Annotated in this window: 16 protein-coding genes; 4 read left to right on the top strand and 12 right to left on the bottom strand. The window is 71.1% G+C overall.

All coding sequences use genetic code 11. The annotated features are described in order from the left end of the window. Positions 1-4: 4 nt before the first annotated feature. On the top strand, positions 5-1,417 hold the full coding sequence (locus AW270_RS10540) for a family 43 glycosylhydrolase (RefSeq protein WP_082801441.1): 1,413 nt from the start codon (positions 5-7) through the stop codon (positions 1,415-1,417). A 104-nt stretch (positions 1,418-1,521) separates the two neighbouring features. Beyond that, on the top strand, positions 1,522-1,725 hold the full coding sequence (locus tag AW270_RS10545) for a hypothetical protein (RefSeq protein ID WP_061293267.1): 204 nt from the start codon (positions 1,522-1,524) through the stop codon (positions 1,723-1,725). A 171-nt stretch (positions 1,726-1,896) separates the two neighbouring features. Here the strand turns inward: AW270_RS10545 and AW270_RS10550 are convergent, their stop codons facing one another. Continuing rightward, entirely contained in the window at positions 1,897-3,708 is a 1,812-nt protein-coding gene (locus tag AW270_RS10550) for a ThuA domain-containing protein (protein WP_218009156.1), read from the bottom strand. 78 nt (positions 3,709-3,786) lie between these two features. After that, positions 3,787-6,603, bottom strand: coding sequence for a carbohydrate-binding protein (locus AW270_RS10555; RefSeq protein ID WP_061293270.1), 2,817 nt, complete (start codon positions 6,601-6,603; stop codon positions 3,787-3,789). Positions 6,604-7,183: 580 nt separating this feature from the next. Between AW270_RS10555 and AW270_RS10560 the strand changes: the two genes are divergently transcribed. After that, positions 7,184-8,704 carry an arabinofuranosidase catalytic domain-containing protein gene (locus AW270_RS10560; protein WP_061293271.1) on the top strand — a complete coding sequence of 507 codons (1,521 nt, stop codon included), beginning with the start codon at positions 7,184-7,186 and terminating at the stop codon, positions 8,702-8,704. Positions 8,705-8,760: 56 nt separating this feature from the next. On the opposite strand, the gene AW270_RS10565 is transcribed toward AW270_RS10560, so the two are convergent. Further along, positions 8,761-9,597 (bottom strand): dihydrodipicolinate synthase family protein, encoded by an 837-nt coding sequence (locus tag AW270_RS10565; protein WP_061293273.1) that lies wholly within the window; start codon positions 9,595-9,597, stop codon positions 8,761-8,763. 71 nt (positions 9,598-9,668) lie between these two features. On the opposite strand from AW270_RS10565, the gene AW270_RS10570 reads away from it, so the two are divergent. After that, a complete protein-coding gene (locus AW270_RS10570) occupies positions 9,669-10,625 on the top strand; it encodes a LysR family transcriptional regulator (RefSeq protein ID WP_082801443.1) in 957 nt (318 codons plus the stop codon). Here AW270_RS10570 and AW270_RS10575 read toward each other — a convergent pair. The 9 genes from AW270_RS10575 to AW270_RS10615 form a co-directional block, all read right to left on the bottom strand. Continuing rightward, positions 10,568-11,317 (bottom strand): glucose 1-dehydrogenase, encoded by a 750-nt coding sequence (locus AW270_RS10575; RefSeq protein ID WP_061293275.1) that lies wholly within the window; start codon positions 11,315-11,317, stop codon positions 10,568-10,570. The two genes, AW270_RS10570 and AW270_RS10575, sit on opposite strands and share 58 nt — an antisense overlap. A gap of 70 nt (positions 11,318-11,387) precedes the next feature. Then, positions 11,388-12,164: a helix-turn-helix transcriptional regulator gene (locus tag AW270_RS10580; RefSeq protein ID WP_061293276.1), complete on the bottom strand. Its 777-nt coding sequence runs from the start codon at positions 12,162-12,164 to the stop codon at positions 11,388-11,390. Between the two features lie 17 nt (positions 12,165-12,181). Beyond that, complete coding sequence (locus tag AW270_RS10585) at positions 12,182-12,994, bottom strand: class I SAM-dependent methyltransferase (protein WP_169807285.1); 813 nt, start codon at positions 12,992-12,994, stop codon at positions 12,182-12,184. A 38-nt stretch (positions 12,995-13,032) separates the two neighbouring features. Further along, the gene (gene ilvD, locus AW270_RS10590; protein ID WP_061293278.1) at positions 13,033-14,673 is read right to left on the bottom strand and encodes a dihydroxy-acid dehydratase; all 1,641 of its coding nucleotides are present in this window, start codon (positions 14,671-14,673) and stop codon (positions 13,033-13,035) included. Beyond that, complete coding sequence (locus AW270_RS10595) at positions 14,670-15,620, bottom strand: amidohydrolase family protein (RefSeq protein ID WP_061293280.1); 951 nt, start codon at positions 15,618-15,620, stop codon at positions 14,670-14,672. The genes ilvD and AW270_RS10595 overlap by 4 nt, the downstream gene beginning before the upstream one ends. Then, positions 15,617-16,423: a fumarylacetoacetate hydrolase family protein gene (locus tag AW270_RS10600; protein ID WP_061293282.1), complete on the bottom strand. Its 807-nt coding sequence runs from the start codon at positions 16,421-16,423 to the stop codon at positions 15,617-15,619. The genes AW270_RS10595 and AW270_RS10600 overlap by 4 nt, the downstream gene beginning before the upstream one ends. A gap of 265 nt (positions 16,424-16,688) precedes the next feature. Then, positions 16,689-18,041 (bottom strand): family 4 glycosyl hydrolase, encoded by a 1,353-nt coding sequence (locus tag AW270_RS10605; RefSeq protein WP_061293284.1) that lies wholly within the window; start codon positions 18,039-18,041, stop codon positions 16,689-16,691. 21 nt (positions 18,042-18,062) lie between these two features. Next, the gene (locus tag AW270_RS10610) at positions 18,063-18,833 is read right to left on the bottom strand and encodes a DeoR/GlpR family DNA-binding transcription regulator (protein WP_061293286.1); all 771 of its coding nucleotides are present in this window, start codon (positions 18,831-18,833) and stop codon (positions 18,063-18,065) included. Next, on the bottom strand, positions 18,833-19,813 hold the full coding sequence (locus AW270_RS10615) for a D-2-hydroxyacid dehydrogenase (RefSeq protein ID WP_061293288.1): 981 nt from the start codon (positions 19,811-19,813) through the stop codon (positions 18,833-18,835). Before AW270_RS10615 ends, AW270_RS10610 begins: the two co-directional genes overlap by 1 nt. Between the last annotated feature and the right edge of the window lie 2 nt (positions 19,814-19,815).

A 19,815-nucleotide genomic window follows, 5' to 3' on the forward strand; every position in this document is an offset into this window, starting at 1 on the left:
TCCGATGCGACTGTTACGCGTAGTCGTCGCCGTGGCGGCGCTGCTCCTGCTGACCCCGATGCCCGCCCAGGCGAGCCCGGCGGTGCAGTACACCAACCCGATCGCCGCCCAGCGCGCCGACCCGCACATCTTCCGGCACACCGACGGCTACTACTACTTCACCGCCACGGCGCCCGAGTACGACCGCATCGTGCTGCGCCGCGCCACCACCATCCAGGGCCTGTCCACCGCGCCGGAGACCGTCATCTGGCGCAAGCACAGCTCGGGCGAGATGGGCGCGCACATCTGGGCGCCCGAGATCCACTTCATCAACGGGCGCTGGTACGTCTACTTCGCCGCCGGCCGCGCCGACGACGTGTGGCGCATCCGCATGTACGTCCTGGAGAGCACCGCGGCCAACCCCCTGACCGGCACGTGGACCGAACGCGGGCGCATCTCCACCCCCTGGGACACCTTCTCGCTGGACGCCTCGACCTTCGTCCACAACGGCGTCCGCTACCTGATCTGGGCGCAGCAGGAACCCGGCATCTCCACCAACTCCAACCTGTACATCGCCCGCATGGGCAGCAACCCCTGGCAGATCACCGGAGCCACGACCCGCCTGACGATCCCCACCCTGGCCTGGGAGACCAGGGGCTACCGGGTCGCCGAGGGGCCGTCGGTGATCCAGCGCAACGGCCGGCTGTTCATGACGTACTCGGCCAGCGCCACCGACGCCAACTACTGTCTCGGCCTGCTGACCGCCTCGGCGTCGGCCGACCCGCTCAACGCCGCGTCGTGGACCAAGAGCGCCAACTCGGTCTTCGTCTCCAACGCCGCGACCAGCCAGTACGGCCCCGGCCACAACTCCTTCACCGTCTCGGAGGACGGCCAGAGCGACCTGCTGGTTTACCACGACCGGTCCTACCAGAACATCTCCGGCGACCCGCTCAACGACCCGAACCGGCGCACCCGGGTCCAGAAGATCTACTGGCGCTCCGACGGCACGCCCGACTTCGGCATTCCCGTACCGGACGGTGCCACCCCGGTACGGCTGATGTCCGGAAATCTCGCCGTACGTCACTGGGAGTACCGCGCCCGGCTCGAGGCCAACGTCACCCCGCTGGCCGACAGCCAGTTCCGGCAGGTCACCGGCCTGACCGGATCGGGCACGGTGTCGCTGGAGTCGACCAACTTCCCCGGCTACTACCTGCGCCACCGCAACCACGAGGGCTGGGTCGAACGCAACGACAACTCCGCCCTGTTCCGCTCCGACGCGACCTTCTACCGCCGGACCGGCCTGTCGGGCAGCGGCGTCTCCTACGAGTCGGTCAACTTCCCCGGCTACTACCTGCGCCACCGGTCGGGCCTGATCTGGGTCGAGCAGAACGACGGCACCGCCGCCTTCGGCGGCAGCGCCACCTTCACCGTGGAATAGGGGCCCGGTGAACCTTTCAGCCCGAGGGGAGGACCGCTCCAGGTCACCATGAGAACAAGATCGGCACGCTGGCCGGAGAGTCGCCGGGGTGCGACTCTCGCGCCATGCGCAAACTGATGGTCTCCGCTCTGCTCGCATTCGGCTTCGTGCTGTCCGTGGGCGCCGCGCCCGCGCAGGCGGCCACACTCCGCAACGTCTACTACTACAACTGGGACTGCAACCGGGTGGGCAACCTCGGCATCACCGAGGGCTGGTGGACGTCCTACCAGTGCGTCCCGGAGCACGGCTTCTGGTTCCTCTACGCCTAGCCTCCCAGCGCACACGGGAAAGGCCGCGCACCGTCGGGTGCGCGGCCTTCTCACGTCGCCCGCGAGCCCGGCGCAGGCGCTGAAAGGAGGGAGCCGGCCGCTGCGGGCGGCCGGCTCCCCAGGTGCGTCAGACCGGTGTCACGGGGGTGTCACACCGAGGCCGGACGCGGGTCAGACGCGGGTCCACTTCTGGTTGTTGCCGCCGTGGCAGGTGTAGATCTGCAGGCGGGAGCCGTTGGCGGTGCCGGAGCCGACGATGTCCAGGCACTTGTTGGCGCCGATGGCGGTGATGCTGCCGTCGGAGTTGAAGCGCCACTTCTGGTTGTTCTGGCCGTTGCAGTCCCAGATGCTGACCGCGGCGCCGTTGGCGGTGCTGTTGCCGCTGACGTCCAGGCACTTGCCGCCGTAGATACGCAGTTCGTTGGCGGCGGTGGAGGTCCAGCGCTGGTTGGCCTGGCCGTTGCAGTCCCAGATCTGCACGATCGCGCCGTTGGCCTGGGAGGCCCCGCTGATGTCCAGGCACCGGTTGGACGCCACGCCACGCAGCGCGCTGGTGGTGCCGGGCGACGCCGACGGCGACGGGGACGGCGAGGGGGAGGGTGACGGCGAGGGCGTCACGGTGGTCAGTTCCTTGATGCGGATGTTGCGGTACTGCACCACGTCGGGGGAGCCGTGGTTCTGGATGCCGATGTACCCCGAGGTGAGCGAGCGGTTCGGGTCGGTGTTGGTGAAGTCGTTGATCTTGGCGCCGTTCAGGAAGACCTGGAGCCGCTCACCCTCCACGAGCAGCTCGTAGGTGTTCCAGCTGCCCGGCGGGTTGAGGGCCGCGTCGCGGGCGGCGAGGTCGGCCGACTTGAAGCCGTAGATCGCGCCGGTCGTCTTGTCCGCGCTGTCGGTGGCGTCGATCTGCACCTCGTGCCCGGTGTCGAGCGCCCCCTGGGCGCTGCCCGGGGTGGGGAAGCCCACGACGACGCCCGAGTTGGAGTCGCCGGTCAGCTTCCAGTCGAGCTTGAGCGAGTACGACCCGAACTGCTTGGTGCTGTACCAGAGCATGCCCATGCCGCCCGAGGAGGTCAGCGTGGACTGGCTGTTGGAGAACGAGCCGGGACCGATCTGCTGCCAGCCCGTCGTCGAGCCGTTGTAGAGCGCGGTGTAGCCGTTCTCGGGGCGGCAGTCGGCGTTGGCCGCCTTGGCCGCGTACTTGATGCCGCCCAGCAGCAGGGTGCGGAAGTTGGAGTCGGAGTAGGACTCCTGGGTGTGGCCCAGGCCGGTGTAGAACGAGCGGCCGTTCGACTGCGGGTGGCACCAGGTGATCGGGTGGTCGCCCATGCCGCCGCCGCTGTAGGTGCTCTCATCCAGGTTCTGCAGGACGCGCACGTTCTGGCGGGGGTTGCTGCGGTAGCTGTACCACTCGTCGGTACGCGCCCAGGTCGTCCCCAGGTGCGCGGTGGCCGGGTGGGCCCGGTTCTCGTTGCGGACGGTGGCCTGCTGGATCGCCGGGTGGCTGTTGAACCAGGCGCCCACGAGCTGGCCGTAGTAGGACCAGTTGTACTCGGTGTCGGCGGCCGCGTGGACGCCGACGTAACCGCCGCCGCCGTCCACGTAGGACTGGAAGGCCGACTGCTGGGTGTCGTTCAGCACGTCACCGGTCGTGCTGAGGAAGATCACCGCCTTGTACTGGGACAGGTTGGAGGTGTTGAAGGCGCTGGAGTCCTCGGTGGAGTCGACGGTGAAGTCGTTGGCCGCGCCGATGTCGCGGATCGCCTGGGTGCCGACGGCGATCGAGTCGTGCCGGAAGCCGGCTGTCTTGGAGAAGACCAGCACCTTGAAGGCGGCGGCGTTGGCGGGCACGGCCGGGACCAGGGTCGCGGCGGCGGCGGTGGTCACCGCCATCGCGGTCAGCGCCAGGCGGCGCAGCGCCGATGGCCCTCGGTCGCCGCCCCCCGTGTGCCCGCGTGCGGCAGAGGTCAGATGTCGCAGCATGTGGGTTCCTTCCGTCGTGACGCCCGGCGCGTGTGCGCCGGGCGTCACCTCAATGGTTGTGTGATGGGGCGGAAGACCTCAGACGCGGGCCCACTTCTGGTTGGCGCCGCCGTTGCAGGTCCAGATACGCGCCTTGGTGCCGTTGGCGGTGCCGTTCACCTCAAGGCACTTGTTGGCGCCGATGGCGGTGAAGGTGCCGTCGGAGTTGAGACGCCACTTCTGGTTGTTCTGGCCGTTGCAGTCCCAGATGAGCACCGCGGTGCCGTCGGCCGTGCCGCCGCCGCTCACGTCCAGGCACTTGTTGCCGTACACGCGCAGCTCGCTGGTGCTGTTGCTGGTCCACGACTGGTTGGTCTGGCCGTTGCAGTCCCAGATCTGGGCCAGCGCCCCGTTGGTCGACGACGCGCCGTTGACGTCCAGGCACCGGTTGGAGGCGGTGTGCCGCACGGCGCCGGTCCAGCCGGTCGAGGGGGTGCCGGTGGTGAAGGTGTAGGCGTCCAGGTCGAACAGGTAACCCCCGGCGGTGCCGCGGAAGACGAGGTACAGCGTCGTGGCTCCGGACGGCGCGCCGCTGAGGTTCGCCGAGACGTTGGCGAAGGTCTCCCAGCCGCCGGTCGCGGCGACGGTCGCGGTGCCCAGCAGCGTGCCCGTGGCAGAGCCCGCCCGGACCTCGATCCGGCCGCCCGAGCCCGCCGAGGACACCCGCGCGGTGAAGCTCGTGGCGTTGCTCAGGTTGTAGGGCGTGAAGGAGATCCAGTCGCCGTCCTCGATGAAGCCGACCGTCTTGCCGCCCTCGGCGGTGGTCTTGTCGGTCGTCTGCACGCCCTGCATGGCGCCGAAGTGCTCGGCCTGCCGGCGCTTCGGCTGGAGAGTGCGGCTGCTGGTGGAGGTCAGGCCGCCGTTGTCGGTGTAGGAGGCGGTGAAGATGCCGAAGATGTTCGCCGCCGAGTCGTGCTCGCCGTCGACCGGCACGGTGATGGAGCCGCTGCAGCCGGTCTGCGAGGTGATCTGGTGGGCGTGGCTGTCATGGCCCAGGAAGTAGGTCACCGACACCTTGGAGCAGTCGATGGTGCCGTCCTCCGGGTCGGTCACGCTGACCTGGAAGGGGACCGTGTCGCCGAAGGCGAACAGCTGGCCGTTGCCGGGGTTGCCGAGCGTGACGACCGGGGCGGTGTTGCCCACGGTCACGTTCACGCTCGCGCTGCCGGTCAGCCCTTGCGGGTCCCGGACGGTGAGCGTGGCGGTGTAGGCGCCGTTGGTGGAGTAGGTCTTGCTCGGGTTGGCGGCGGTGGAGGTGGTGCCGTCGCCGAAGTTCCACGAGTACGTCAGCGCGCCGCCCTCGGGGTCGGAGCTGCCCGACGAGGAGAACTGCACCGTCAGCGGGGCCGCCCCGGAGGTCTTGTCGGACGAGGCCCGAGCGATCGGGTTGCGGTTGGCCTGGCCGATGTACTCGATCCGGTAGAGGGCCTGGTTGTTGCTGCCGGTGCCGTAGTCGAGCACGTAGAGCGCGCCGTCGGGGCCGAAGGCCATGTCCATGACCTGGGTGCCCGACCAGGGGAAGGAGGAGATCTCGCCGTAGCCGCCCGAGGAGGTGACCTCGATGGCCTTGATCCAGCGGCGGCCGTACTCGCCGGCGAAGAAGCGCCCGTTGAGCGTCTGCGGGAACTTCACGTTGGAGTTCAGGTTGGCGTCGTAGCGGTAGACCGGGCCGCCCATGGGCGACTCGGAGCCGGAGCCGAACTCCGAGGGCGAGCCGGAGTCACCGGCGTACCTGATCCACGCGGGCTTGGCCGCGGGCAGGGTCTGGATGCCGGTGTTGCGGAAGGAGTTGTTGGTCGCGCCGCCGGAGCAGTTGTACTTGTTGCCGGTGCTGTTGGTGGAGAAGTTCCACTCGTTGTACGTCTCGTTGGTCGAGTTGCTGCCCGTGCAGTACGGCCATCCGTAGAAGCCCGGACCGGTCACCCGGTTGAACTCCACCTGACCGCTCGGGCCCCGGCTGGAGTTGGACGATCCGGCGTCCGGGCCGTAGTCGCCGAGGTAGACGACGCCGGTCGCCTTGTCGACGCTCATCCGGAACGGGTTGCGGAAGCCCATCGCGTAGATCTCCGGCCGGGTGTTGGCCGTGCCCGGCGCGAACATGTTGCCGCTGGGGATCGTGTACGTGCCGTCGGCCTGCGGGGTGATGCGCAGGAGCTTGCCGCGCAGGTCGTTGGAGTTGGCGGCGGTGCGCTGGGCGTCGTACTGCGGGTTGCGGTTGGTGCGCTCGTCCAGCGGGGAGTAGCCGCTCGACTCGAACGGGTTGGTGTCGTCGCCCGTGGTCAGGTAGAGGTTGCCCTGGGCGTCGAAGTCGATGTCGCCGCCCACGTGGCAGCACTGTCCGCGGTCGTTGGCGACCCGCAGCACGATCTTCTCGCTGCCGGTGTTCAGGGTGTCGTCGGAGTTCAGGGTGAACCTGGACAGGTACAGTTCACCCTTCCACGCGTCGAACTGCGACTGGTTGCCGGTCGCGGGCGCGTCGCCGGTGCCGGTGCTCAGCCGGGGCGAGTAGTAGAGCCAGACGTAGCGGTTGGTGGCGAAGTTCGGGTCGACCGCCACCCCCTGGAGGCCCTCCTCGTCGTGGCTGTAGACGTTGAGCCGGGCGGCCACCTTGGTGTTGCCGTTGACGTCGGTCACGCGGACCGTGCCGTCGCGGGAGGTGTGGATCACCGAGCGGTTCGGCATCACGGCCAGGGACATCGCCTCGCCCAGCTCGTTGCCTCCGGAGGCGAGCGAGATCTGCTGGTAGTCCGAGGGCGAGATGGTCAGCGCGTTCGCCGGGGAGGCGGTGAGCGCGACGACTCCCGGCGTGAGGAGCGCGATCGTGGTCAGCAACCTGAGCCACGGACGTCGGGACATGCGTGTTCCTTCCTGACATAGGGGGATCAGTCAGGGCAAGGCGCGCGCCGCCACGCTGTTGCCGGGGGTCCTGCTTGGTGTCCGGAGGTGTGCCGCCTCGGGAATCTCGTTACCCATTACGTTCGGGCGGCCGGTGATCGTCAAGCCCTTAAGCCCGCTTATTTCAACGGACTCACACTGTGGCGTAGGCCACTGTCAGCGGTGTACGCCGTTGAGCTGCGGACATGCCCTTAACTGGAGTGGTTCAGGTCGGCGATCTGAATGAATCTTTCAGATGTGTCGTACTGATCGCCCTCATCGGGCCTGGCCGAACGGCCCGGTCAGTCGTACTCTTACGACGACGATACGGGCGCGACTTTCGCCGAATCGGTTCGACTGAAGGGTCGGGTGGCAGCGGCCTTAGCACGGGATCGGCGACGCGATCCCCGTCGGCCGGACCGCTGTGAAGCAGTCTTGACAAGGAGTCCAGCCGTCGTATCTGCTTCGCTGTAAACCAGCGCCCTCTCCCTCGGCAGGCACGGCCTGGGTGTCGAATCGATTCGCATTCGCGGGGGCGACCCTCCCTTCAAGGAGCACCACAATGCAGCCTTCTCCCGTCCCCTTACCGCGCCCCCGGAAGGCCGTCCTCGCTTCCGTCGTGGCGGTGCTGACGGCCCTCCTGGCCACCACGCTGTCCTGGTGGGCGCCGGCCACCGCGGCCACCACGCCCCTGATCGGGACCGCGTCCGGCCGATGCCTCGACGTCAACGGCGCGTCCACGGCCAACGGCGCGACGGCCCTGATCTGGGACTGCAACGGCCAGGCCAACCAGCAGTGGACCACCACCACCGCGAGCGAACTGCGCGTCTACGGCAACAAGTGCCTGGACGTGAACGCCGCCGGGACGGCCGACGGCACGGCCGTGATCATCTGGGACTGCAACGGCCAGAACAACCAGAAGTGGCGGTTCAACTCCGACGGCAGCATCACCGCCGTCGGCGCGAACAAGTGCCTGGACGTGTCCGGCTACGGCACCGCCAACGGCACCAGGGTCCACATCTGGGCCTGCCACGGCGGCGCCAACCAGAAGTGGTCGACCGGCACCCAGCCCAGCCCGTCGCCCACCCCGACGACGAGCCCGAGCCCGCCTCCGCCCGGCTCCCGCCCCTGTGACATCTACGCCTCCGGCGGCACGCCGTGCGTCGCCGCCCACAGCACCACCCGGGCGCTCTACAACGCCTACGCCGGCAACCTCTACCAGGTCAGGCGCTCCTCCGACAACACCACCCGCAACATCGCCGTGCTCACCACGGGCGGCGTCGCCAACGCCGCCGCGCAGGACTCCTTCTGCGCCGGGACGACCTGCGTCATCACCGTCCTGTACGACCAGTCGGGCCGCGGCAACGACCTGTGGTACCAGGGGTCGAGCGTCGTCCCCGGCTCCCCGCAGAGCCGCCCGGCGGTCGCCACCACCGAGTCCCTCACCGTCGGCGGCAACAAGGCCTACTCCCTCTACATCAACCCCGGCAACAGCTACTGGCGGGACGGCCACCTGACCGGCGTCCCGACGGGCAGCGCCCCCGAGGGCATGTACATGGTGACCAGCGGCACCCACGTCAACGGCGGCTGCTGCTTCGACTACGGCAACAGCGAGACCACCCGCAAGGCCGACGCCGCCGGCGCCATGGACGCCATCAACTTCAGCACCCAGTGCTGGTTCGGCGGCTGCTCCGGCTCGGGCCCGTGGGTCCAGGCCGACCTGGAGTGGGGCCTGTTCCCCGGCGGCAGCCAGTCGTGGAACCCCAACCAGCGCGCCTTCCCGCACAAGTTCGTGACCGCCACCCTGAAGAACAACGGCACGACCCGCTTCGCCATCAAGGGCAGCAACGCCCAGTCGGGCAGCCTCTACACCCTGTACGACGGCGCGCTCCCCAACGGCTACAGCCCGATGAAGAAGCAGGGCGCGATCATCCTGGGCAGCGGCGGCGACTGCTGCAAGCCCGACGGCGGCGCCAACCTCAGCGCCGGCACCTTCTACGAGGGCGCCATGGTCGCCGGCTACCCCACCGACGCCACGGAGAACGCCGTCCAGGCCGACGTGATCGCCGCGAACTACCGCTGACCCCCCTGACGCCGGCCACCGCTCCAACCGGGGGGAGGGGTGGCCGGTAGGGGAGATCAGGCAACGGCCGGCGGGGCTTCGGCGGGCAGGAGGGGCAGCCGGACCGAGGGGCTGGGGATGTCGCCCCGGGCGTGCAGGACCGCTTTGATCACCGTGGGGTTCGGCGCGGAGAACAGGCGCAGGGAGAGCAGGGACAGGCGGCGGCCGAGGTCGCGGGCCTCGGTCACGGCGCCCTCGCGCCAGGCGTCGACGAGCCGGGCGAAGCCGGTGGTCTCGACCAGCGCCGAGGCGGTCACGCCGCCGTGCGCGCCCATCGCGAGCAGCGGTGACAGGCACGCGTCGTCGCCGCCGAGGATCGCGAACCCCTCCGGTGGATCGGCGAGCAGTTCGACGACGGCGTCGCCGATGCCGCCGGTGGCGGACTTGATCCCCGCCACGCCGGGGACGGCGGCGAGCCGTCGCAGGGTCGCGGCGGACAGGGGCTGGCCGGTGCGGTGGGGGACGTCGTACACGACCAGGGGCACCGGGCTCGACGCGGCCAGATGCGCGAACCAGGCGACCACGCCGTCCTCGCCGGGGCGGACGAACGGCGGGACCACGGTGAGCGCGGCGACCGCCTCCGGCGCGCCGAGGCGGGCGAGCGCCTCGGCCGTGTTCGCGCCGACGACGAGCGGGGCCGACCGCTCCCGGCACACCGAGGCCACCACCTCGACCACGGCCCGCTTCTCCTCCTCGTCCAGCGAGCCGGGTTCGCCCGTGGTCCCGAGGGCGACCAGCCCGGTCGCGCCGTCGGCCAGCACCCGCCGGGCGAGCGCCTCCAGCGCGTCGAGCGCCACCTCACCGGAATCCCGGAACGGGGTGATCAAGGGGACGTAGAGCCCGTCGAGTGTCATGCCTCCATCGTGGGCGCAGGCGAAGGTGAAGGACCAGTTCCGATTCGTGAAGAGATCCGTAAGCTGAACTTATGCTTGATGTCCGCCGGCTGCGGCTGCTCCGCGATCTGGCCCGGCTCGGCACCATCGCCGCCGTGGCCGAGGCTCACGCCTACACCCCCTCGGCCGTCTCCCAGCAGCTCGCGGCGCTGCAACGGGAGGCCGGAGTGCCGCTGCTGGAGAAGACGGGACGGGGCGTCGCCCTCACCCCGGCCGCCGTCGCGCTGGTCGGCCACACCGAGACCGTGCTGGCCGCCCTGGAGGCGGCGGCCGCCTCGCTGGCCGCCGCCCGCACGGGCCTGAGCGGGGCCGTCCGCATCGGCGCGTTCCCGACGGCGGTCCACACCCTGCTCCCGGCGGCGCTGGTCGCGCTGGCCCGCGACCACCCGGCCCTCGACCTGATGGTCACCGAACTCGACCCGGCCGCCGCCCCCGAGGCGCTCCGCGAACGCCGCCTCGACGTGGCCCTGCTCCACGACTACGACCTGGCCCCGGTCGATCCCGACCCCACCCTCGACTCCACGCCGCTGCTCGACGAGACCGTCTACCTCGCGGTCCCGGCCTCGGCGGACACCGCGCCGGTCGCCGACCCCGTGGCCGGGTTCCGGGACGCCGAATGGATCATGTCCGCGCCCGGGACCCTCTGCCACACCGTCGCCGTGCGGGCCTGTCAGGCGGCCGGGTTCTCGCCCCGCGCCCGCCACCACGTCGACGACTTCACCGCCGTCCTCACTCTCGTCGCCGCAGGTCAGGGCGTCGCGCTCGTGCCCGAACTCGGGGCGGCCCGGCTGCCCGGGGGAGTGAGCCTGCTGCCGCTGACGGCCCGGCGCCGGACCAGGATCGCCTACCGCCGCGGCGCGGGGGACCACCCCGCCGTCGCCGCCTGCGCCGCCGCCCTCCGCACCGCGAGCGAGGGCCACGCTCGCCTGAGTCAGCGGGCGGCGGCGACCAGGCCGCCGTCGACGATCAGGTCCTGGCCGTTGACGTAGGACGCGTCGTCGGAGGCGAGGAAGGCGACCGCGTCGGCGACGTCGCCCGCCGTGCCGAGACGGGCGCTCGGCACGGCGGCCACGACGGCGGGGTGGGCCTGGGCCGGGATGTGCTCGTGGAACATCGGGGTCTCGATGTAGCCGGGGCTCACCGAGTTGACCCGGATCCCCCTCGGGCCGAGTTCGGCCGCGAGGGTGCGGGCCAGGTTGTGCACGGCCGCCTTGGAGGCCGCGTACAGGTCGGCTCCGGCCAGGCCCCGGTGCAGGGCCCACGACGCGTTGATCACGATCGCGGCCCGGTCGGACAGCAGCGGGAGGGTCTTCTGGAGGGTGAAGAACACCCCTTTGACGTTGGTCGCCATGACGTGGTCGAAGTCGGCCTCGGTGACCGCGCCGAACGGCTGGAACAGGGCGGTGCCCGCGTTGGCGAACACGACGTCCAGCCGCCCGTACCGGACCCCGATCTCGCTCGTCAGGGCGTCGAGGTCACGCAGGCTGGTGGTGTCGCCGCGGACGGGCAGGACGCGGTCGCCGCCCGCCAGGCGCTCGACCGCGGCGTCGAGCCGGGGCTTGTCGCGGCCGGTGAGGATCACGTGGGCGCCCTCGGCGAGGAGCCTGTCCGCCGTGGCGAGGCCGATGCCGCTGGTGCCGCCGGTGATGAGCGCGATCTTGCCGTCGAACCTGTGAGTCATGCGATCCAGCGTGCCGAAGGAGGCAGGAGGTGAACAGTGCGCGGTGAACAGGGGAGTGGCACCACCACCTTCAGCGCGGGTTGTAGAGCTCCAGGTACCAGTACGGGTGGTCGACCACGGCCAGGGTGGTCATGTCGAAGAACAGGTCTCCGGCCTCGGGATGGCGGATCGCCTTGACCGCCTGGACCGGCGGTCCCACGTCGTGGCGGCCCCACAGCTCGGCGAACTCGGGGCTGACCGCGCTCAGGTCGGCGACCACGCGGGCGAACTCCGGGTCGCCGGGGGCGTGCGCCGCGTCGGCGCGGTAGGCGGCCACGACACCCGGCGCGGCCGACTCCCACTCGACGTGCATGGCCCGGTAGCGGGCGTTGGTGAAGAACGCGATCAGGCAGTTGTGGTCGGTGTCGCCGTAGCGGAAGGTCCGTTGCGCGGCGTCGTTGGCGGCGATCATGTTCCAGTAGCGGTCGCGCAGCATCGCGGGCGGCGTCCACGTGTCGAGCAGGCGGCGCAGTTCCGGGGTGACCTCGGCGTCGCGACGGCCCTGGGTCGTCGGCGGGTTGAGGCCGGCCAGCAGGTAGGCGTGGGCGCGTTCGGACTCGCTCAGGCGCAGCGCGCGGCCGATCGCGTCGAGCACGTCGGACGAGACGTTGATGTCGCGGCCCTGCTCCAGCCAGGTGTACCAGGACACCCCCACCCCGGCCAGCACGGCGACCTCCTCGCGCCGCAGCCCCGGCGTCCGGCGTCGTCCGGCCACCGCCATGCCGACGTCGCCGGGGGTGAGCCGGGCCCGGCGGGTGCGGAGGAAGTCGCTGAGCTCCGCACGGCGACGCCGCGTCTCGCTGGTCATACGCGATGGTAACCGGGCTATCTCGACGCGGTGACGATCCAGATCGCCGCCTCCAGGCAGACCCCGTCGGCCTCGGCGTGCCCGGCGAGGGCGGCCCGCAGGTCGGCGAGCGCGGCGTTCCTGCCGGTCTCGGGGACGGCGGCCAGCTGGGCCCGGACGGGCCCGGTCGCGGCCAGGTATCCGGCCGCGTCCGCCACGTCGGACCCCACGTGGAGCGGCACCCGCACGCCCTCCAGACGGACGTCGCGGAACCCGGCCCGGGTCAGCAGCGGCTCGACCACGACGGGGTCGGACTGGGTGAACATGCTGCGGTCCCGCAGGTCGACGGGGGCGGTGGCGTGCCGCCCGATCGCCTCACCGGGGAGGGTGAGCCAGGGGTTGACGCCGGGCGGCTGCCAGGTCGCCAGGACCAGCCGCCCGCCGGGGCGCAGCCCGCCGCCGATCGTGGTGAAGGCGCGGACGGGGTCGGTGAAGAACATCGTGCCGAACCGGCTGATCGCCACGTCGAACGGGCCGGGCAGCGGGTGGGTCTGCGCGTCGGCGTGCACGAAACGCGCGTTGGCCGGGCCGCCCGACTCCTGGCGGGCGCAGGCCACCCGCAGCATGGGGGCCGACACGTCGATGCCGATGACCGCCCCGCCCGGGGCGACCTGGGCGGCGGCCAGGAGCGTGGTGGCTCCGCAGCCGCAGCCGACGTCCAGGACCTGCTCTCCCGGCCGCAGCCCGGCGGCGGTGAGCAGGGTCTCCCCGACCGAGGTGAGCACGCGGTCGCGCCGGTCGGCGTCCGCGGCCCAGCGCTCGCCGTCGTCGTCGTTCCAGATCTGCGCCACGCCCCCCACCGTAACCCGGCGAGAACCCGGCGAGCGGGTCAGATCGTGACCGCGCCGTCCGAGGCCGAGCCGACCGTGGCGACGTATTTGGCCAGCACGCCCCGCTCGACCGGGCGGTCCGGGCGGGTCCACGCCGCGGCCCGCGCCTCCAGTTCCGCCGCGTCCACGCGCAGGTCCAGCACCCGGGCGGCCGAGTCGATGACGACCGTGTCGCCGTCGCGGACGAGGGCCAGCGGGCCGCCCCGGTAGGCCTCGGGGGCGACGTGGCCGATGACCAGGCCGTGGGAGACGCCGGAGAAACGGCCGTCGGTCACCAGGGCCACGTCCACGCCCTGGCCGACGAGCGCGCCGGTGATCGAGAGCATCTCGCGCATGCCGGGGCCGCCGGCCGGGCCCTCGTACCGGACGACGACCACGTCGCCGTCGACGATGCGGCGCTCCTGGATGGCCGCGAAGCAGGCCTCCTCGCCGTCGAACACCCGGGCCGGGCCGCTGAACACGAAATCGGGCTTTCCGCCGAGCTTCAGCACGCAGCCGTCGGGGGCGAGCGAGCCCCGCAGGACGGCCAGCGCCCCCGGGCCCTTCACCGGGTCGGCGACCGTCTTCACGACCTGCTGGCCGGGGGCCTCCTGGGCCGCTTCGGCCACCTCGGCCAGGGTGCGGCCGTCGACCAGGGTGACGTCCTCGCGGAGCAGGCCCGCCTCCAGCAGGCGGCGCACGACCAGCGACGTGCCGCCCGCGCGCCACAGGTCGGCGGCGCTGTGCGGACCGGCCGGCTTCACCCCGGCCACGATCGGGATCTGATGGCAGATCCGGTCGATGTCGTCGATCTCCAGCGCGATCCCGGCCTCGCGGGCGACGGCCAGCAGGTGCAGGACCGAGTTGGTCGAGCCGCCCATCGCGGCGACCGAGACGATCGCGTTGTGCAGCGACGCCTCGGTGATCACCCGGGACGGGCGGGCGTCGCGGGCCAGCGCGTCCATGACGACCTCGCCGACGAGCACGGCGGCCTCGTTCTTCGACGGGGCCACGGCCGGGATGTCGCTCACGCCGAACGGCGACAGGCCGAGGAAGTCGCAGATGGCGCCCATCGTGTTGGCCGTGTACTGCGCGGCGCAGGTCCCGGCCCCGGGGCAGGCGTGGCGGGCCAGGTCGTCGACGTCGTCCTGGGTCAGCTTGCCGACGCTGCGCTCGCCGAGGGCCTCCCACATGTCCTGGATCGTCACGTCGCGGTCGCGCCAGCGGCCGGGCATCATGCTGCCGCTGTAGAGGATCACCGACGGCACGTCGAGGCGGCTCAGCGCCATGATCGCGGCGGGCGCGGTCTTGTCGCAGCCGACGATCGCCACGATCGCGTCGAACTGGTGGGCGCGGCCCATCAGCTCGATCGAGTCGGCGATGACCTCGCGGCTGACCAGCGAGGCCCGCATGCCGGGGGTGCCCATCGTGAGGTTGTCGGAGACCGCGATGGTGTTGAACTCCATCGGCGTGCCGCCCGCCCGGCGCACCCCCTCGGCGACGTGGGCGGCCAGCTCGCGGTGGGTGAGGTTGCACGGCATGGTGCCGGTCCACGTGGAGGCGATGCCGACCTTGGGGCGGCGCATGTCCTCGTCGGTCCAGCCCATCGCGTATAGGTGGGAGCGCGCCGGGGCGCGGTCGGGGTCGTTCGCGATGCTCATGCGGTCTCCCTGGTGGTGGCGACGGGCAGTTCGAGGCCCAGCAGGCGCGCGGCGTTGCCCGCGAAGATCAGCTCACGGTCGCGCGCCGACAGGTTGAGCTCGTCGACGATCCTGACCTGCTCCTCTGCGTACTTCCTGATGTATCCCCAGGGGAAGTCGCACGAGTCGGTGCCGAACAGGATGCGTTCGGGGCCGAAGGTCTCGACGAACTTCCGGAACAGGGCCTTCTGGTCGAGGTCGTAGGGGACCCAGCGGGTCCACTCGTGGTTGCTGGAGCTGTCGACGTGGACGTTGGCGTTCGACCAGCCCAGGCGCAGCAGCTCGGCCGGGTAGCCGCAGCCGAAGTGGGCCACCGTGAAGTTGACGGTGGGGAAGGCTTTGGCGACGTCGTGCAGGGCCAGCGGGTCCATGTTGGGGGCCCAGCCGAGCCCGCCGCCGCCGTTGACCGGGCCGAAGTGCAGCACGACGGGCAGTTTGTGCTCCTCAACCACCTCCCACACCGGCCACAGCGACCGGTCGGCCAGCGGCACGGTCACCCAGGGCGCGATGACCTTGTAGCCGCGCAGCCCGATCTCCACGGCCCGGCGCAGTTCGGCGGCGGCCCCGGGGGAGCAGGGCTGGTGGTTGGCGAAGCCCACGAAGCGGTCGGGGTGGGCGGCGACGACCGAGGCCAGGCGGTCGTTGCCGCCGCCGGACATGAAGACCACCCGCTCAAGGCCGAAGTCGTCGGCCTCGGCGCGCCATGCGGCGGCCAGGTCCTCGGTCGTGCGCGTCTCGGGCGCGGTCGGCGGCAGGCTGCGCGCTGTGCGGACCCGCTCGGCGTACCGGGCGGAGTTGGCTCGCAGCACCTCCAGCTTGGCCGGGCCGCAGACGTGCTCGTACTCGGCGTCGAGGCGGTCCTGGGTGGGCTCGTCGCCGGGGAAGTGGCAGTGGAAGTCGATGATCACTTGAATCGCACCGTGTTCCGCAGCAGGCCGACGCCCTCGACCTCGCACTCGACCACGTCGCCGTCTTTGAGCCAGAGCGGGGGCTTGCGGCCCATGCCGACACCGTGCGGGGTGCCGGTGGCGATGACGTCACCAGGGTTCAGGGTCATGTGCGCCGACAGGTAGGCGATGATCTGCGGGATCTGGAAGATCATCTCGCTGGTACGGCTGTCCTGGACGATCTCGCCGTTGACCCTGGCTGAGATGGCCAGGTCGTGGGGGTCGGCGATCTCGTCGGCGGTGACGATCCAGGGTCCGAGCGGGCAGAACCCGTCGAAGTTCTTGCCCCGGAACCACTGCACGTCGGCGAACTGCGCGTCCCGGGCCGACACGTCGTCGGCGACGGTGTAGCCGAAGACGCCGTCGGGCCCGATGACCACGGCGAGCTCGGACTCCCAGTCGAGCTGCTCGGTGCTCCCCGCCGGCACCACGACGTCGGCGTAGGGGCCGGTCAGGGTGTGCGCCGTCTTCACGAAGGCCAGCACCTTGGACGGGGTGTCCAGGCCGGTCTCCCGGATGTGGTCGGCGTAGTTGAGGCCGATGCAGATGATCTTCTCCGGGTGGGCCACCGGGCTGAGCAACTCCACGCTGGCGAGCGGGATCGCCGGTCCGGCCGGGGTGAAGTCCCCGCCGGAGGCGATCAGGTCACGGACGGCGTCAGCCATGTAGGCAGTGGACTCCTCGGCCACGGGGGCGACGGTGTCCCCTTCGACGAGCCCGGCGAAGATCCGGCCGTCGGACGTGCGGTAGCGGGCGATGCGCATAGGTACAAACTCCAATCCCGAAATATCGGGATAAAACGGGCGACAGAAGAGCTGGAGGTGTCGAGATGGCGCCAGCCCCCGCGGTCGGGTGCTGCTTTGACCGGACGAGGTACTCCGGCGGCGTGCTCAGCGGGGTGCTTGGGTGAGGTGCTCGGGCGGCGTGCTCGGGCGGCGTGCTCGGGCGAGGTGCTCGGATGAGTGCTTGGGCGGCGTGCTCGGCCGGATGCTTGGGTGAGGCGCTTGGGTGGCGTGCTCGGGTGAAGGCTCAGGTGAAGGCCGGGAGGAAACGTTTCTGTTCGGCGATCAGGGCGTCGGTGAGCCGGGCGGCGGACTCTGGGTCGGTGACCGCGCCGTCGGCGATCATCGCTTCCACCGCGAGGTCGCGGGAGCCCGTCATGGCCGCCTCGACCGCCAGGTGGACCGAGGTCAGGCGGCGGGCCAGGATCGCGGTCAGCGGGGCCGACAGGTCGGGGACCGACACCGGGCGCAGGCCCCGCGCGGTGGCCACGCCGGGGATCTCCAGCGCCGCGTCGTCGGGCAGGCCCGGCACCGCGCCCCGGTTGGGGACGTTCACCGAGAACATCTGCCGCTGGTCCAGCTCGATCGAGCGGATGATGGCGATGAGCTGCTCCTGCTCGCCCGTCGAGCGGTCGAAGACGGTCTCGTCGAGCGGGGCCTCGCCGAGGGCCTGGGCGCGCATGCCCTGGTAGCGGTTCTCGCCCCACTCCAGGATCTCCGGCACGGAGAAGGCGTCCACGCCGAGGGTCTTGCCGTAGTAGGAGCCGCCGGCCCAGCGCTCGGGGAAGAACTCCAGCACGTGGCGGTCGTTGGCGGCCGGGTAGGCGCCGTAGCGCTGGAAGATCTCCCAGGAGAACGGGTTGTGCCAGGCCTTGCCGTTCTCCCAGATGGACCCGATGTCCTGCGGCTCGGGCGGGAGGGCCAGCTCGCGCGCCACCTTCTCCCGGACGCCGGGCCAGGCGTCGGCGCCGTTGTGGCGGAAGTCGTAGATGAAGGTCAGGTGGTTGATGCCGGCGTACAAAGTGGAGGTCTCCTCGAAGGGGAGACCGGCGAAGGCGGCCAGTTCGCGCTGGACGTGGTGCATGCCGTGGCACAGGCCGACGACCTCGGCCCCGGCGTGGCGGGTCATCGCGTACACGTTGGCGGTCATCGGGTTGCTGTAGTTGAAGAAGAACGCGCCGGGGGCGAGCGCCCTGACGTCCCGGGCGATCTCGACCATGACCGGGACGGTGCGCAGCAGGCGGGAGATGCCGCCGGGCATCACCGAGTCGCCGACCGGCTGGTAGATCCCGTGCCGGATGCACACGTCGTGGTCGGCCTGCCAGGCGGGCCGGCCGCCGACCCCGACGCAGGTCACGACGTAGTCGGCGCCGGGCAGCATCTCCCGGCGGTCGGCCGAGGCGCGCACGGTGATGCGGTCGCCCGCGCCGCGGGCCTCGACCATCAGCCCGGCCAGCCGGGTGGCCACGCCGAGCGCCTCCTCGTTGACGTCCACGAGGCGGATCTCCCACGCCCCGAGGTCGTCGGCCGAGATCAGATCGGCGAGCAGGCCTCTCGTGAAGACGGCCGAGCCCGCTCCTATCAGGACCAGGACCTTCATGGTGCTCCTTGCGAAAACGGTTCAGGTGGAGACGACGGTGACGCCCGCGCCCTCCAGCGCGGTCACCGCCTCGACCGGCGCGCCCGTGTCGGTCACGACCGTGTCGATGCGCGACAGCGGCGCGATGCGCACGGCGCTGCGCTGGGTGAACTTGCTGTGGTCGGCGAGCACGACGAGCCGCGTGGCCGCCGCGATCATGTTGCGGTCGGTCTCGGCCTCGGCCAGGTGGGCGCCGAGCATCCCATACGCCGGATCGAAGCCGTAGGCGCTGAAGAAGCCCACGTCGATGTGGACGTCCTTGAGCGCCTGCGTGGTCAGGTGGCCGAGCAGCGACAACTCGTTGTTGCGCATCAGGCCGCCCAGGACGAGCACCTGCGTGGTCTCGGAGGCGATGCCGATCGCGTACGCGATGGCGACCGAGTTGGTCACCACGGTGATGTCGGGCACCGCGACGAGGTGGGGCACCATCTGGGCCGTGGTCGAGCCGCCGGTCAGCAGGACCGCGCTGCCGGGCGTCACCATGCGGCCCGCCGCGGCGGCGATGCGGAGCTTCTCGTCGAGGTTGCGGATGGAGCGTTCGACCATGGGCGTCTCGGCGACCTCCGGGCCGCCCTCGACGGCGACCGCGCCGCCGTGGACCCGGCGCAGCAGGCCGCGTTCGTCCATCTCGTCGAGGTCGCGGCGCACGGTGGAGACGCTCACACCGAGCAGGGCGGCCAAGTCGTCCACGCCGACCGAACCCCGGCTGCGCACGTGGGCGAGCAGTGCGTTCCTGCGCCTCTCGCTCAGCATCAGTAGCCGGCCTTCCGGTCCACGAGGTTCAGCAGGGGGCGGCCCTCGACCAGCCGCCGCAGGTTCTCGCCGAACAGGACGCGGACGTGGTCGCGATAGCCGGGCGCGAACCCCGCCACGTGCGGACTGATCAGGACGTTGGGCTCCGACCAGAAGGGGCTGCTCCCCGGCAGGGGCTCCTCGGCGAACACGTCGGAGACGAGATAGCCGACCTGTCCGCTCCTGAGGGCGGCCAGCAGCGCGTCCTCGTCGACGACCCCGCCCCGGGCCCCGTTGATCAGCACGGCTCCCGGCCTGAACCGGGCGAACGCCTCGGCGTCGAGCAGGTGGTGGGTCTCGTCGGTGTGCGGGACGGTCAGCACGACGTAGTCGGAGCGGGCCAGCAGGCCGGGCAGCCCCTCGGGCCCGACGACCTCGGCGGGGGTCTCGTCGGCGACCTCGCTGAAACGCTCCCCGGCGCGGGTGCCGCCCCGGCGCATGCCGATGACGTTCATGCCGAAGGCGTGCGCGAGCCGGCCGATCTCCTGGCCGATGCGGCCGTAGCCGACGATGCCCACGGTCGAGCCGGGGATCATGCGCGGCATCAGCCGGTTCCACCGGTAGTCCAGGTCGGGCCAGTGGTCCAGGCCGATGATGTGGGGCAGGTGGTGGGCGTGGGCGAGGATCATCATCAGCACCCACTCGGCCAGTGGCTTGGGGGAGACGCCGCCGATGGTGGTGACGTCGACCTCGGAGTCCCACAGGTCGGTGCCCTTCACGTGGTCGCAGCCGCTGGTGTCGAGCTGCACCCAGCGCAGCCTCGGCGCGGCGCCACGGCGGGGGAAGGCGGTGTTGGTGTAGAGGACGTCGGTCTCGGCCAGCAGGTCGGCCGGGATCTCGTCGGCCGTGCGGGCCAGGTGCCTGCGCACCCGGACCCCGGGCACGGACACGGCGGCCAGCCAGTCGTCGTCGAAGTCGAGCGTGACCAGCACGTTGATCATCG

The organism is Herbidospora cretacea, assembly GCF_001570605.1.
GTDB classification, from domain to species: domain Bacteria; phylum Actinomycetota; class Actinomycetes; order Streptosporangiales; family Streptosporangiaceae; genus Herbidospora; species Herbidospora cretacea.